Raw genomic sequence first — 14320 nt, forward strand, 5'->3', positions numbered from 1 at the left:
TCAGTAGCCGGCTTCGCGGCTGTGCCGAACGGCGAGGATCGTTGCCTGCTGACCGTCGTATCGGTAGAGAATGACGTAACCGCTGTTTCCAAACGGCACGTGTCGCTCCCGAAATTCCGGCGGCATCTCTCTGACTTGGCGACCCAGTTGCGGATGGTCTCTGAGCGCTGCCGCTCCGGCGCGGATGGCGCGCGCCGCCCGCTGGGCCGCAGCGGGGCTCTTCGAAACCAGGAATGCGTGGAGGCGTCTTACGTCGCGCAGTGCTGCAGGCGTCCAGACGACCTTTGTCATCCGTCAGCTGTGGGGCGTGGGCGGATCGGTGTCCTCACCAGCCTCGAGGCATGCGAGCCACGCATCGGCTTCCTCCCCCGTGACGTGCTGTCCCGTGACCTGATAATCGTTCCATGCAGCCGCCGCGTCCTGCCGAAAACCCGCTTGGCGTTCCTCGCGATCCACATATTGCTCGATCGCCTCGCGCATCAGGGCATCCGGCGAAAGCCGGCGCGCCTCGGCAAGCCGTTGCAAGCGGTCTTCCATGTCTGGTGCGGCTTCGAACTCAAAAGAGACGGTCGGCATCTGCGCTCTCCGTAGACATGGTGTGTATAGCAGGCTGTGCGGCGAATTTCACCTGGGCAGGGAGGCCGTCCGCCGGCGCGAATTCGATCGCCTGGGGCGACGGGGAAAGCCGTAACAGTGCTGAACTGCGTACCGAATCCCGGTTGGCTTTTGCCGCGTGACTTCAGACGTCGCAAAAAGCGGCTGCCCGGACGCTTCGCGTGGCATCGCGTGTTGCACGTGTCCTCTCTTGTCGCGTATTTGTTCCGTGGCCGGATCATGATGATGGTGCCTCTGGGGCGAGGCGATCGTGGGCGTTGGGGGGGATCGATGGGGATGAAGTTCGCATTGCGGGCGGCGCTGACGGCGTCCGCCATGGCCATGCTCGGTGGGTGCGCGGCGTCGCCGGAGGGCCTGAACTCGCGCGACGTCGCCGACAGCAGAAGCTTTTCCGAAAGCTACGAGGAAATCTACCGCCGCCTGATGGAGGCCGGCAAGAGCTGTAATCCGCCGGTCCGGGTCTTTGGCAATCCGGCCAACCCGGGCGGGGGACAGATCGAAGCCGAAGGCGAGTTGCACCGCGACCGCGGCTTTGCGGAGTTCCGCCTGGTCGCAGGCAGCTATGGGATCCGGATGAACTACTTCGTCGCCGCGCGCATCGAAAAGTCCGGCTCCGGTTCACGCGTCACCATCAAGGTCAGCAATCCGCTGGGCGCGGGGCCGCTCAGCAGCAGGATCTACCGCTGGGCCAGCGGGGACTCGAGCTGCTAGCTTTGTGCGTGCCTTCTGTCGTTTGCAAAAGCACGTATGAGATTGAACCTATGCTGACTGACGACGGCCTTGCCGACATTCGCACTCGTCTGCACCGAGCCACCCCCGAGCATCGAAGACCCGGACACTTGTGTCGGCTCCAGCTTCATACGAACCGCCGCGTCGGACATCTAACTGGCGGGAGCGGCGAGCGGCATGCGACTCAAAGAGATTCGGGCCAACGCCGCGCGCTGTGAAGAATGCGTAGCACCTGGATCGTATCACCGGAGAGTCGATACGCCACGATGTAAGGGCGTCTTCGGGATGACGAGCTCACGCGTGCCATGAACGCGCCCTGGCCGTCCCATTTGCGGGCGATTGGCCAGCAGTGTCTCGACGTTTCGAAGGATATGGAGGGCGACGCGCTGAGCCGCAGCCGGATCGTCTTGCGCGATAAAGACTCTCAAGGCGACAAGATCGGCGACCGCCTCAGGAGACCAGATCGGGGTCATGGTCTTTTGGAGGCAGCCTTGGTCGTGTTGCCAGGGGCCGGCTTCTCGGCTTGCGTTCCCCAGGAGGCCACCCAGTCCTTGACCTCGTGATGTGAAATGCCCTCGCCCCGATCCAGGGATGAGATGGCTTGCTGGATGCCCTCTACCTGCCACTCATAGACATCGAGAGAGCTATTGATCAGCTCGGCCGCAACGATGTCTCGGCTTCGGCCCGTGCGTTTGGCCAACCGTTCGAGGCGCTCATTGACGCTTGCATCGACATGCACGGTCAAGGTGGTCGGTGGCATCGTGCAGTCCTTCGGTCTGTGACCAACAAATACATGACGGGTGATTGGGCTGCGCAATTGCCCGCGAAGCTGCTCACAGAACGCCATTCCCAGCCCGACGGGCACTCTCCGCATCCCTCTCATGCGCCAACTGCCCGTCGAGCCAGTTTGTCACACGCTCACCGGCTTGTGTCGTCGGGCAAATCAGGTCGATGCTCTCGGCCATCCCGTTCGCGATGAAGAGGGGCGTTTCGGCCGATCGTCACGGAGCGTAGCAAGCGGGGAGCGGTGGACGTGTCGGGCTTGGGGCCTTTGCGCAAGCGGGCCGGCGAGCGAGCCTGGTGCGTACGGTCAAGTCGCGTGGTCCTGGCCTCCCGATGCTGAGGTCAAGCCGGTCGATGATGCGGAAACGCGTCTCGGCGGTGATGGGGGCAAACAAGCCCGGTCCCCAGGGAGATCGCGAAGCAGCCGTTAAAACCAGCCGCGCGGGGAAGGCCGGGTCGTCCGGCTGAACCGTGGTACCTGCCGCCTGCATTTTTTTCCGCAGGCGGGCCACGGACCTCAGTCGAGGTCCGGTCTTCCCCGCACCCTCTCATTGTCGAGGGCGACGTCGGCAGCATGACCCGGGCGCGGATGCGCCGCGGGGCTGCGGTGGGCTGTTTGCAAAATCGTGCAGTTGGATGGCGGCGGAGGTGCACGAGCTATGCGCATCGCACGTGTGAGTTGGAACGGCGCTACCACAAACTCAGTGTCGTCCCGGCCTTGAGCCGGGACCCATAATCACCGGCGGGTGTGTGAGGCAGGCAAGTGACTCAAGTCGTGCCCAACAAAACTGCCGGTGGTTATGGGTCCCGGGTCAAGCCCGGGACGACAGCGGAGAACGAGGCGCGTGCGGGCCCGAGCCCAAGCTCTATGTACGCGCTCTACCAACTACTTCCTGATCTTCACGCCCTTGGTCGTGAACCGCTGCGGCCGCTGCTCGGGCCTCACCGGCCGCCGCGTCACGGCCGCCTTGCCCGTGCCCGGCGGCTGATGCGCGGGCACCAGCTGGTCCGGACGCGAGCCGATCAAATCGGCGCGGCCCATGGCGCGGAGTGCGTCGCGCAGCACCGGCCAGTTGTCGGGGTCGTGATAGCGCAGGAAGGCCTTGTGCAGCCGGCGCTGCTTGAGACCCTTGATCGCCTCGACCTTGTCGCTGGCGCCATGGCGCACGCCGCGCAAGGGATTGACGCCGGTGTGGTACATCGCGGTGGCCGTGGCCATCGGCGACGGCAGGAAGGTCTGGACCTGGTCGGCGCGATAGCGGTTCTTCTTCAGCCACAGCGCGAGGTTCATCATGTCCTCGTCGGACGTGCCGGGATGAGCCGCGATGAAATACGGGATCAGATAGTACTTCTTGCCGGCCTGCGCAGCGGCGGCATCGAACATCTGCTTGAAGCGGTGATAGGTGCCGATGCCCGGCTTCATCATCTTGTCGAGCGGGCCGCGCTCGGTATGCTCCGGCGCGATCTTCAGATAGCCGCCGACATGATGCGTGACGAGCTCCTTGATGTAGGCGGGGCTCTCGACCGCGAGGTCGTAGCGCACGCCGGAGGCGACCATCACGCGCTTGACGCCCTGGACCTCGCGCACCTTGCGATAGAGACGGATGAGATCGTCATGCGAGGTGTTGAGGTTCGGGCAGATCTCCGGAAAGACGCAGCTTGGCCTGCGGCAGGCGGCCTCCACCTTCGGGTCCTTGCACGCCATGCGGTACATGTTGGCGGTGGGGCCGCCGATGTCGGAGATCACGCCGGTGAAGCCCGGCGTCTTGTCTCTGATACGCTCGATTTCCTGCAGGATCGAGCCTTCCGAGCGGCTCTGGATGATGCGGCCCTCATGCTCGGTGATCGAGCAGAAGGTGCAGCCGCCGAAGCAGCCGCGCATGATCGTGACCGAGAACTTGATCATGTCCCACGCCGGGATCTTGGCATCGCCATAGGACGGATGCGGCGCGCGGGCGTAGGGCAGGTCGTAGACGCTGTCCATCTCCGCCATGGTCAGCGGGATCGGCGGCGGGTTGAGCCAGAGGTCGCGGTCGCCATGGCGCTGCACCAGCGGCCGCGCATTGCCGGGATTGCTCTCGCGATGGAGCACGCGCGAGGCGCGGGCATAGGCTTCCTTGTCGGCCTCGACCTGCTCGCAGGACGGCAGCCGGATGACGACGTCGCCCTTCTCGCGCGCGGCGCCTTCGTCGGCGGAATCGAGATCGTCGGCGTGCAGTTCGACGTATCCCTCGGGGACCTTCCGGAACAGCGCGGTGCCACGGACCGACTGGATATCCCTGGGCGCTTCGCCGCCGGCGATGCGGTGCGCGACCTCGATCACGGCGCGCTCGGCATTGCCGTAGATCAGGATGTCGGCCTTGGCGTCGGCGAGCACCGAGCGGCGCACCTTGTCGGACCAGTAGTCGTAATGCGCGATCCGGCGCAGCGAGGCCTCGATGCCACCGAGCACGACGGGGACGTCCTTGAACGCCTCGCGACAGCGCTGCGCATAGACCAGCGTGCAGCGGTCCGGGCGCTTGCCGCCCTCGCCGTTCGGCGTGTAGGCGTCGTCGCTGCGGATGCGGCGGTCGGCGGTGTAGCGGTTGACCATGGAATCCATGTTGCCGCCGGTGACGCCGAAGAACACGCGGGGACGGCCGAGCGCCTTGAACGGCTCGGCCGAGTGCCAGTCGGGCTGGGAGATGATGCCGACGCGAAAGCCCTGCGCCTCGAGCAGCCGGCCGATGATCGCCATGCCGAAGGAGGGGTGGTCGACATAGGCGTCGCCGGTGACCAGCACGATGTCGCAGACGTCCCAGCCGAGCGCGTCCATTTCCTTCCGGCTCATCGGCAGGAACGGCGCGGGCTTGAGGTCGGCGCGGTGGCGCGGCCAGGAACTCAAGGAGGGAGCGCTCAGGGGCGGGGTGGTGAGGGCGATGTTCATCGCCCACGCATAGAGAAACGGGGCTGTCAGTTCAACCGAGCGGCCTGTCGCAGCCTCCGGCGGATGATCAAATTGTCCGGAATGGTTCCCGCGGCGTTGCGCCGGCGGCCTTGTGGCTCAGTCGATCGGCCCGGCGAGGGCGTTCCGGCGCTTCAGCCAGCCATGGCCGAAATAGGCGATCAGCGCGCCGACCGCGAGCAGGATCCAGAGCGAGGGCATCCGGGAGCGCTGGCTCCCGCCGGCCTCGCCGACCGTCGTCGGCCCGGCGCCGGGCTCGGTCATCGAGACCATCCGCAGGCCGGCGGCATCGGTCGCGCGGCGCATGTCGGCGATCGCCGAATGCGGCAGCGGGTCTGCTGCGAACGGACGTCCCATCGCGGTGCCGGCGGGCTCGTCCGCCGCGGCGAGGTCGCTTGGCGGCGGCTCCATGGCCGATTGCGCGGCATGGCTGCCGGCGGGCAGCTGGGCGAAGGAGTTGAGGTTGGCCGGCCGGTGCGGCTTCGGCGCCGCGCGCTCCGGCTTGTCGAGCTTCTCGGCCCGCTCCATCTTCTTCGGCGTCGTGGACTGCGGTACTGCGACCCGCACCTGCGGCCGCGCATAGAGCGGCTGGGTGGTGGCGAGCACGCGATTGGACCAGGACATGTAGGCCTTGCAGAGATCGTTGCAGTACTGGCCGTTGACCATGTCCGTGCTGGCTTCCGCGGCGCCGGACGTCGTAAGCGACAGCAGCGAGATCAGCGCTGCAGCACCAAGGCTGGCTCTAAGGCTGGTCGACGTCGAGGCAGGCACTGCTTTCAACTGGCCGATCATCGCAATTTCCCCCGTCGCGGTTTCACGCCGTTTAGGGAATAACGACAGCCGCTCTGGTCGAGAGTTGGATCAGATCGCGACAATATCCGGATGAGTTGAGGTCAATTTGCTGATGCGAGGCGTTATCAAGAGACGGCAACAGGCGTTGCTGTTCGACATCGACGGCACGCTTGCCGACACCGATGCGTTGCATATCGAGGCGTTCAACGCGGTGTTCGGGCCGCGCGGCCACGTGTTCGACCGTCCACGGGCGGCACGCGAACTCCTCGGACGCTCCAACGCGTCGATCGGGGCGGAGTTTCTTCCCGGTGAGCCGCCGGAGCGGCGCGTCGAAATCATGGCGGAAAAGGAGGCGGTGTTTCGTCGTCTCGCCGCCGGCGAGGTGCAGCCGCTGCCGGGACTGATGGCGCTGCTCGACTTGGCGGACGCGGAAGGGATTCCCGTCGCAGCGGTGACCAACGCACCGCGCGCCAATGCCGAGATGATCCTTGCCGGGCTCGGCATCGCGAAGCGCTTTCGCGCCGTCATCATTGGCGACGAGCTGCCCCACGGCAAGCCGCACCCGCTGCCCTACCTCGAGGGCCTGCGCGCGGTCGATGCCGCGCCGGAAGATGCAATCGCGTTCGAGGATTCGCGCGCCGGCATCACAGCGGCGACGAGGGCGGGCATCGTCACCGTGGGCATGCGCACCAATCTTCCGCACCACGATCTGATGGCGGCGGGCGCGGCGATGACCGCCGCGGGGTTCGACGAGCCGGAGCTGATCGCCTTGGTACGAGAGCGAATGAAAGGCGACTGAGTCGCGGTATCGCGGCGCAGGTTCAACGTTGGGAGGCGAAATATTTCGGCGACGGTGGTCTTTGAAAAATCCGCAAGAGGTCTAGCTTCTCGCCCGCCGACATCGATCGGCATGATCGCGCGCGGTGACAGCGCGGCGGCAGCAGCCGCCCCGGCCCTGCGCGACTTGGAGACCCCTCATGGACATCACCACTCTGGTCCAGCCGGCCCTCGCGGCCGGGGCGATCATTGCGTTGCTTGCACTGCTGAAGCTTTCCAACGTCATCCGCTACATCCCGAACAACCAGGTCGGCATCGTCGAGAAACTGTGGAGCATCCGCGGCTCCGTCGCCGACGGTTTCATTGCGCTGAACGGCGAGGCCGGCTTCGAGCCGGAGGTGCTGCGCGGCGGCCTGCACCTGTTCTTTCCGTTCATGTACCGCATCCACACGTCCGATCTCGTGACGGTCGGCCAGGGCAAGATCGCCTATGTGTTTGCCCGCGACGGCGCGCCGCTCGGCGCCTCGCAGGTGCTGGGCGCCAACGACAGCGAGGACAACAGCGACTTCCAGGATGCGCGCCGCTTTCTTTTGGCCGGCGGTCAGAAGGGCCCCCAGCGCAAGATTCTGCGCGAAGGCACCTACGCGATCAACACCACGCAGTTTGCGATCATCACCGACGAACGCGTCTATGGCCACGCGCTGAGCGACCAGGAGCGCGTGGTGCTCGACGCCATGCAGCTGACGATCGCCGAGCGCTGGGGCTTTACGCCCGTCATCCTGGCGGCCGATCATGACCTGGTCGGCATCGTCACGGTCCATGACGGCCCGTCGCTGCCTCCCGGCGAGATCATCGCGCCGGAGGTCGGCACCGAGCTGCACGATGCTCCGACCTTTCACAACAATTTCCAGGAGCCGGAGAAATTTCTCGCCGCCGGCGGCCATCGCGGCCGTCAGCTGCAGGTCATCGTCGAGGGCACCTGGTACATCAACCGCCTGTTTGCCACCGTCGAGAACGTGCCGAAGACCATCATCCCGGTCGGCAATGTCGGCGTCGTCATCTTCTACACGGGGCCGCGCATGGCCGACGTCTCCGGCGAGACCTATCGCCATGGCGAGCTCGTCAGTAATGGCGGCCGCGGCGTCTGGAAGGATCCGCTGCTGCCCGGCAAATACGCGTTCAACACCTATGCCGGCAAGATCGAGATCATCCCGACCGTCAACTTCATCCTCAAATGGGTGCGTGGCGAGGTCGGCGCGATGAAGCTCGACGAGAACCTGTCGGAGATCTCGCTGATCACCAAGGACGCGTTCGAGCCGACCCTGCCGCTCTCGGTGGTGATGCACATCGACTACAAGAAGGCCCCGATGATCATCCAGCGCTTCGGCGACGTGAAGAAGCTGGTCGAGCAGACGCTCGACCCGATGGTGTCGGCGTTCTTCAAGAACGTCGCGCAGAAGATGACCCTGATCGAGCTGTTGCAGAACCGCGCCGCGATTCAGGAGGAATCCGCGGCCGAGATGAAGGTGAAGTTCGAGGGCTATTCGCTCGAGCTGCAGGAGGTCTTGATCGGCACGCCGCGCGCGGCGCCCGGCGACCAGACGATCGAGAACATCCTGATCCAGCTGCGCATGCGCCAGGTCGCACGCGAGCAGGTCGAGACCTTCCAGGAGCAGGAGAAGGCCGCGATCCAGGAGCGCACGCTCAACGAAGCCAAGGCGACGGCTGCGGCACAGGCCGCGTTGACGCAGTCGCTGATCCAGATCCGCGTCAACGAGAACGAGGGCGCCGCTGCGCTCGCCCGCGCGCAGAAGGATGCCGAGACCCGCAAGGTGACGGCAGCCGCCGTCGGCGAGCAGTCGCGGCTCGAAGGCCAGGGCGAGGCCGATCGCGCGCTCGCGGTCGGTGCGGCCAACGCGCAGGCGACCAAGCTCGCGGTCGATGCCTATGGCGGGCCGGAGTTCAGGCTGGCCGAGCAGAACTTCGCGAAGTTCGCGGAGGCGCTGACGCGGATCAACCAGCCGTTGGTGCCGCAATTCCTGATGTCCGGCGGGCCGGGGCAGGAGAGCGGCAACTCCGGCCTGATCCCGACGGCGATGCTGAGCTCGATGTTCGGCCGCATGATGCCGGAGGCGCTGGAGCAGTTGAAGCGCGAAGCTCCGCGCGCCACGCGGCAGTAGGACTGGAACAAATGCGGCGGCGAGCTGACATCTGGCTGACATCCGGCAACAGCTCGCCGTCACCGCGCTCGGCGCAATGGTCGATCGAACCCGGTCGATGCTTCGGCCGCCACGACACGAAGGTGAGACGCATGCGCAAGATGTTGATTGCAACCGGCCCGTCGGAACAGCCGCTCCGCGTGATGCTGCCGTTCGGCGACACCGCATCGGCGATCGAACCGCGCGGGCACCACGCGCGCGAGTTGAGCCGGCATCGCTCGGCACGGCCGTCTCGCGCCATGAAGGCGATCCTGAGAGGTCTCAGAGCCGTGCTGATGGTGCTGACCCCGCGGGATCCTTACAATCCTGTGGACGAAACCCGCCGGGAGATGCTGCAGTCGTCCTCGACCCGGCCGCGGCTGCATCTCGTTCCCGATTGCGGCAGCGCGCTGGAAGGGGCGAGTCCAGCGCATCGCGTGCCGAGCCGCTTCCTGCACGGGTCAATGACCCCGCGTCATCACTTGCGTCACCTGCGTGGCAGGCGCCGGCGTCCATGACATCTGAAGTGTGCGCGCTCACCAATCACGATGGATTCTCGCGTCCATCGCACCTATGCTGCAGCAGGTCTCACGAGGGCTTGCGCGCCATGTCTCGGTTCGGGTTGAGCGTCGCACTTCTGATCGCTCTGGTTTGGCTGCCGCAGCGTGCCGCAGCTCAGACCTTCGACGCGCCGGTCACGTTCAACTCCGCGCCCTATATCATCGGCCAGCTTCAACAGCGGATGGCCCTGGAGCGTGGCGAGATGGTGGGTACTTCTGCTCAGGCCATCGGCGGCTATCTGTCGAAACCTTCCGGCGATGGTCCGTTCGCGGCGATCGTGTATCTGCACGGATGTGGCGGGCTCAGCGAGCCGACGCGTCAGCGTTTCGCCCGGATGCTGACCGGATGGGGCTATGTCGCGCTCGCTGTCGACAGTTTTGGCGCCCGCGGGCTCGCGCATGCCTGCACGCGTCCAGCGCCTGATCGGCAGGCCGATGCCTGGGGAGCAATCGCCTATCTCGCCTCGCTTCCCTTCGTGGACCGAACGCGCATCGGCGTCGTCGGCTCCTCGCAAGGCGGCATCGCGGCGATGCGACTCGCCTCGACGCATGATGTGAAGATCTATGACGTGCCCGAGAGCCTGACCTTCAAGGTCGCTGTCGCCTACTATCCCCGATGCGGTAGCGCGTCGAAATGGCTGGCGGTGCCGACGCTGATCCTGATCGGTGACAAGGACGATTGGACGCCGGCGCAGGACTGCCAGCAATGGATGTCGCTGCGCCCCGATAAAGGCGCCCCCGTGAAGCTCGAGGTCTATCCTGGCGCCTATCATGCCTTCGATACACCCCGGCCAGGCCGGTCCTACTTCGGCCACTGGCTGCAATACGATCCGGATGCGACGGCGCGCTCGACCGCGGAGATGCACGATTTTCTGGCAGCTCATCTTGGCAAGCCGTGATCCCACCATCGATCACCGAATGATGCCGCGACGTCTGGCGGACACCGGATCCGCGGCGCGACTGCATGGGCGCCCCGCGGGGTTCGGGCGACCATCCGCTTGTGCCGGTCTCGATGTCGTGAGATCACGCTGCGAGCGTGCTGCGTTTGCGCCCCTGCGAGAGGTTCTGTTGGCGATGATCCTGTTCCGTTGTCTGTCGGCCGCTTCGGCGCTGCTGTTCGCCACGGTCGTCCTCGCCGCCGACAAGCCCGGGGAGACCAAGGGCGCGGTGCTGGAGCCATCGTCCGAGAACCTCGCGCTGACCTGGGCGAAGGCCAATCTCGTTCTGCCGGCGGCGCTGGCGGGCGGGCGGCGCTGGGAAGGGCATGCCGAGGATGCGCCGGACGTGATCGGGATCGCGCCGCTCGTTGTCGTGATGCACGGCTCGAGCGGGGTGGCGCCGGCGATCAAGGAGTTTCAGGTCTGGCTGGCCGACGAGCTCGGCGCGGCTTCCGTTGCGCCCGACAGTCTCGCGATCCCCGGCCGGTTGACCTACACGTCCCCTATCGATGTCGCGACCTATGAGCGCGTCCACGCCTTGCGGCTGGCCGAGTTGGAGAATGCGCTGAAGTCCGCGCGCGACTGGAGCTGGGTCGACCGTCAGCGCGTCGTGATCGGCGGCACCAGCGAGGGCTCGGTGGCGGTCGGCCGCTACGCCGGCAAGGATGTCGCCGCGCGGCTGATCTATTCCTGGTCCTGCGAGGACAACTACTTCGTCACCGCGCCGCGGCTCGGCATCGGGCCGAAGGAGCCGGTGCTGAATGCGATCTCGGCGCGCGATCCGTATTTCTCGGCCGCCAATCCCTGGAACAAGGACCGCGCCGTGACCGGCTCGTGCGCGTCGGCGCTCAAGGATGATCCGAAAGCGGAGGTGATGGTGATCGATGCCGACGTCCATACCATCCTGAACCGCCCCGAGGTCCGGGAGCGGAGCGCGCAGTTCTTGCGCGGGGTCCTGGATGAGCAGTAAGGCGACGCGAGCGATGAGAACTCGGAGATTGATGGCGTGCTGAGACTGCTCGTTCTCGAAGGCAACTCGCTGGCCGGCCGCCGCCGCTGGGCGGAGGTCGCCGGACATACGCCATCCGAGAGCTATGCCGACGTGCTGCGCGCGCTGGCACCGGATGCTCAGGTCGACATCGCGACGCCGGCCGATGCCGATGCGACATTGCCGCAGCCGATCGACGCCTATCAGGGCATCGTCATCACCGGCTCGGCGCTCAACATCTATCAGCGCGAGCCGGAGGCCCTGCGCCAGATCGAGCTGGTGCGAACGATCTTCGCGCAGGGCGTGCCGATGTTCGGCTCATGCTGGGGTCTGCAGCTCGCGACCGTTGCGGCCGGTGGGCAAGTCTCGCTCAATCCGGCCGGCCGCGAGGTGGCCTTTGCCCGCAAGATCATGCTGACCGAGGCGGGCCGCGGTCATCCGTTGCACGCGGCGCGCAACGAGGTGTTCGATGCGCCGGCGATCCATAGCGACATCGTGACGACGCTGCCGCCGGATGCGACGGTGACGGCGCGCAATGCCTTCAGCGAAGTGCAGGCCGCGGAGATCCGCATCGGCCGCGGCCGGTTCTGGGGCGTACAGTATCACCCGGAATTCAGCCTGCAGGACGTCGCTTGGGTCATCAGACGCATCGGCCAGCCGCTGGTCGACGAGGGCTTCTTCGCCGACATGGCCGAACTCGAACGCTATGCCGCCGATCTCGCGACCTTGCATCACGACCGGGCGCGGCGCGATCTGCTCTGGCGACTCGGGCTCGATCAGGACGTCGCAAACGATGGGCTGCGCCAGACCGAGATCAGCAACTGGATCGGCTCGCTGGCGCGGCGCTGAAATCGCTACTTCATGAGCTGAATGATCAGCGGCGCCAGCGCCACGTTCATCAGCCCGACCAGCACCATCACGAGGCCGGCGATCGCGCCTTCCTCGCGGCCGATCTGATGCGCCCGCGCCGTGCCGGCGCCGTGTGCGCCGACGCCGAACAGCGCGCCCTTGGCGAGCGTCGAGCGCAGCGGCAGCCGTGCCAGCACGATGTCGCCGACGGCGGCGCCGATGATGCCGGTGAGCACGACGAACACGGCGGTGAGGTCGGGACTGCCGCCGATCTCGCCGGAGACCTCCATCGCGAACGGCGTGCTCATCGAACGCGGCAACAGGCTCAGCCGCAGCTCGCCGTCGATGCCGAGCAGATAGGCCAGCGCCCAGCTGGTGGCGACCGCGGTCAGACTGCCCGCGATCATCCCGGCGAGCAGCAGCGGCCAGCGGCGCCGGATCAGCGCGCGCTGCTCATAGATCGGCACGGCGAAGGCGACGGTGGCAGGCCCGAGCAGCGCCACCAGCCAATGCGTGCCGCGGATATAGTCGCGGTAGGAGACGTTGAGCGCCAGCGCCGCGATCATCAGGAGCGCCGGTGCGACCGCGAGCGGCATCAGCCACCAGCGCGGCCAGCGCCGGTGCATGCGCTTCGCCAGCAGATAGAGCAGGATCGTCGCCAGTGACCAGACCGCAGCCTGGACCAGCGGCTCACGCCACAGCACGGGCAGTGTCATGACGTTCGGTCCAGCGGTAGCAGAGGTCGACGGTCAGCGCCGTCACGCACATCACGGCCGTGGTGCTCACGATGATCACGGCAAAGATCTTCAGGCCGAGCAGGCCGAACAGCTCGCGATGGTCGAGCAGCGCCAACACGGCCGGCACGAAGAACAGCAGCATCTCGGCCAGCATCCAATTGGCGCCCCGCTTCATGTTCGCGACCTTCAGCCCGCCCGCCAGGAACAGCAGGAGCGCCAGCGCCATTCCGATGATACCGCCGGGCAGCGGCAGGCCGGTGGCCCGTGCCAGCGCCTCGCCCGCGGCCCAGAACAATCCGAGGAGACCGATCTGCACCAGCCGGTTACGGCGGAGCAAACGTCGAAGGGGAAGGGCGATGTTGCGGTGCGTCATTGTAGGGGTCCGGGTGGTCTTGCTGCAGCAAAGGATATGTCGCAATGCAGCATGTACAAAATGAATTGAATGAATGAATTTAAGTCAGGAATGGAATACTCTGTCCCATTATGGAACTTAAAGCGCTCCGAACCTTCGTCGAGGTGGTCCGCCAGGGCGGATTTTCGCAAGCCGCCAAGGTGGTGTTTGCCACGCAGTCGACCGTCAGTAAGGCAATCAAGCAGTTGGAGGACGAACTCGGCTTGCCGTTGCTGGACCGGCTTGGCCACAAGAGCCGCATGACCGCCGCCGGCGAGATCGTCTACCGCCGCGCGATCCGGCTGTTGGCTGAGCGTGACGACCTGCAGGCGGAGCTTGCAGATCTCCGTGGATTGAAGCGCGGCGTGCTGCGCCTCGGCCTGCCGCCGATCGGTTCGAGCACGCTGTTTGCGCCGCTGTTTGCGCTCTACCGCCAGCTCTATCCCGACATCGAGATCCGGCTTGTCGAGCACGGCAGCGACCGGCTCAGCGAACTGCTCGCCGCCGGCGACATCGATTTCGCCGGTCTGCTGCCTCCGATCGCCGACGAGTTCGCCGCCCAGATCGTGCGCCGTGAGCCGTTGATGGCGCTGATTGCCGTGAATCATCCGCTGGCTCAGCGCGAGACCATCACGCTCGCGGAGTTGCGCGATACACCGTTCGTTCTGTTCGAGGCTGGCTTCGCGCTGAACCGCATCCTCCGCGAGGCGTGCCGCCGCAACGGCTTCGAGCCGATCGTGGCTGCGCGCAGCACACAGATCGACTTCATCGCGGAGCTCGCCGGCGCGGGCCTCGGAGTCGCGTTCCTGCCGCGCATGATCGCAACCCAGCGCACGCAGGTGCCGATCAGCCTCGTGCTGCTCGACGAGCCCGAAACAGAATGGACGTTGGCGATGGCCTGGCGGCGCGGCGCCTATCTGTCGCCAGCCGCCGCAGCCTGGCTGAAGCTGGTGCGCGAGCGCGGCGAGGGGTGAACCGCGCCGCGACGATGTCGCTCATCCAATGGAGGAACGTGCGGT

16 protein-coding genes are annotated in these 14320 nt (G+C 66.1%); 8 read left to right on the top strand and 8 right to left on the bottom strand.

What is annotated here, in order from left to right:
* On the bottom strand, positions 1 to 291 hold the full coding sequence (locus ACQR0Z_RS29385) for a type II toxin-antitoxin system RelE/ParE family toxin (RefSeq protein WP_434880075.1): 291 nt from the start codon (positions 289 to 291) through the stop codon (positions 1 to 3).
* Between the two features lie 3 nt (positions 292 to 294).
* Positions 295 to 576: a CopG family ribbon-helix-helix protein gene (locus ACQR0Z_RS29390; protein ID WP_434880074.1), complete on the bottom strand. Its 282-nt coding sequence runs from the start codon at positions 574 to 576 to the stop codon at positions 295 to 297.
* Positions 577 to 891: 315 nt separating this feature from the next.
* Between ACQR0Z_RS29390 and ACQR0Z_RS29395 the strand changes: the two genes are divergently transcribed.
* Positions 892 to 1326: a hypothetical protein gene (locus ACQR0Z_RS29395; protein ID WP_434920933.1), complete on the top strand. Its 435-nt coding sequence runs from the start codon at positions 892 to 894 to the stop codon at positions 1324 to 1326.
* Between the two features lie 260 nt (positions 1327 to 1586).
* Here ACQR0Z_RS29395 and ACQR0Z_RS29400 read toward each other — a convergent pair whose 3' ends face one another.
* The 4 genes from ACQR0Z_RS29400 to ACQR0Z_RS29415 form a co-directional block, all read right to left on the bottom strand.
* Positions 1587 to 1817, bottom strand: a complete 231-nt coding sequence (locus ACQR0Z_RS29400; RefSeq protein ID WP_434920934.1) for a type II toxin-antitoxin system RelE/ParE family toxin — start codon at positions 1815 to 1817, stop codon at positions 1587 to 1589.
* Complete coding sequence (locus tag ACQR0Z_RS29405; protein WP_434920935.1) at positions 1814 to 2209, bottom strand: CopG family ribbon-helix-helix protein; 396 nt, start codon at positions 2207 to 2209, stop codon at positions 1814 to 1816. Before ACQR0Z_RS29405 ends, ACQR0Z_RS29400 begins: the two co-directional genes overlap by 4 nt.
* A gap of 804 nt (positions 2210 to 3013) precedes the next feature.
* Complete coding sequence (locus ACQR0Z_RS29410; protein ID WP_434920936.1) at positions 3014 to 5053, bottom strand: YgiQ family radical SAM protein; 2040 nt, start codon at positions 5051 to 5053, stop codon at positions 3014 to 3016.
* A 117-nt stretch (positions 5054 to 5170) separates the two neighbouring features.
* A complete protein-coding gene (locus tag ACQR0Z_RS29415) occupies positions 5171 to 5863 on the bottom strand; it encodes a hypothetical protein (protein WP_434861775.1) in 693 nt (230 codons plus the stop codon).
* 106 nt (positions 5864 to 5969) lie between these two features.
* On the opposite strand from ACQR0Z_RS29415, the gene ACQR0Z_RS29420 reads away from it, so the two are divergent.
* The 6 genes from ACQR0Z_RS29420 to ACQR0Z_RS29445 all read left to right on the top strand — a co-directional run bounded on the left by ACQR0Z_RS29420 (position 5970) and on the right by ACQR0Z_RS29445 (position 12173).
* Complete coding sequence (locus ACQR0Z_RS29420; RefSeq protein WP_434861774.1) at positions 5970 to 6662, top strand: HAD family hydrolase; 693 nt, start codon at positions 5970 to 5972, stop codon at positions 6660 to 6662.
* Between the two features lie 178 nt (positions 6663 to 6840).
* Entirely contained in the window at positions 6841 to 8820 is a 1980-nt protein-coding gene (locus ACQR0Z_RS29425; RefSeq protein WP_434879038.1) for an SPFH domain-containing protein, read from the top strand.
* Positions 8821 to 8951: 131 nt separating this feature from the next.
* Positions 8952 to 9356 (top strand): hypothetical protein, encoded by a 405-nt coding sequence (locus ACQR0Z_RS29430; protein ID WP_434920937.1) that lies wholly within the window; start codon positions 8952 to 8954, stop codon positions 9354 to 9356.
* Positions 9357 to 9445: 89 nt separating this feature from the next.
* Entirely contained in the window at positions 9446 to 10297 is an 852-nt protein-coding gene (locus tag ACQR0Z_RS29435) for a dienelactone hydrolase family protein (RefSeq protein WP_434920938.1), read from the top strand.
* 175 nt (positions 10298 to 10472) lie between these two features.
* Entirely contained in the window at positions 10473 to 11306 is an 834-nt protein-coding gene (locus ACQR0Z_RS29440) for a hypothetical protein (RefSeq protein WP_434921046.1), read from the top strand.
* A gap of 36 nt (positions 11307 to 11342) precedes the next feature.
* The gene (locus tag ACQR0Z_RS29445) at positions 11343 to 12173 is read left to right on the top strand and encodes a type 1 glutamine amidotransferase (protein ID WP_434920939.1); all 831 of its coding nucleotides are present in this window, start codon (positions 11343 to 11345) and stop codon (positions 12171 to 12173) included.
* A gap of 5 nt (positions 12174 to 12178) precedes the next feature.
* On the opposite strand, the gene ACQR0Z_RS29450 is transcribed toward ACQR0Z_RS29445, so the two are convergent.
* Together ACQR0Z_RS29450 and ACQR0Z_RS29455 are read right to left on the bottom strand one after the other, a co-directional pair.
* A complete protein-coding gene (locus tag ACQR0Z_RS29450) occupies positions 12179 to 12889 on the bottom strand; it encodes an LrgB family protein (RefSeq protein ID WP_434920940.1) in 711 nt (236 codons plus the stop codon).
* On the bottom strand, positions 12864 to 13283 hold the full coding sequence (locus ACQR0Z_RS29455) for a CidA/LrgA family protein (protein ID WP_434920941.1): 420 nt from the start codon (positions 13281 to 13283) through the stop codon (positions 12864 to 12866). The genes ACQR0Z_RS29450 and ACQR0Z_RS29455 overlap by 26 nt, the downstream gene beginning before the upstream one ends.
* A gap of 110 nt (positions 13284 to 13393) precedes the next feature.
* Between ACQR0Z_RS29455 and ACQR0Z_RS29460 the strand changes: the two genes are divergently transcribed.
* Positions 13394 to 14275 (top strand): LysR family transcriptional regulator, encoded by an 882-nt coding sequence (locus tag ACQR0Z_RS29460; protein WP_434920942.1) that lies wholly within the window; start codon positions 13394 to 13396, stop codon positions 14273 to 14275.
* Positions 14276 to 14320: the final 45 nt, after the last annotated feature.

This window comes from Bradyrhizobium sp. HKCCYLS3077 (assembly GCF_051167555.1).
Classification (GTDB): Bacteria; Pseudomonadota; Alphaproteobacteria; order Rhizobiales; family Xanthobacteraceae; genus Bradyrhizobium.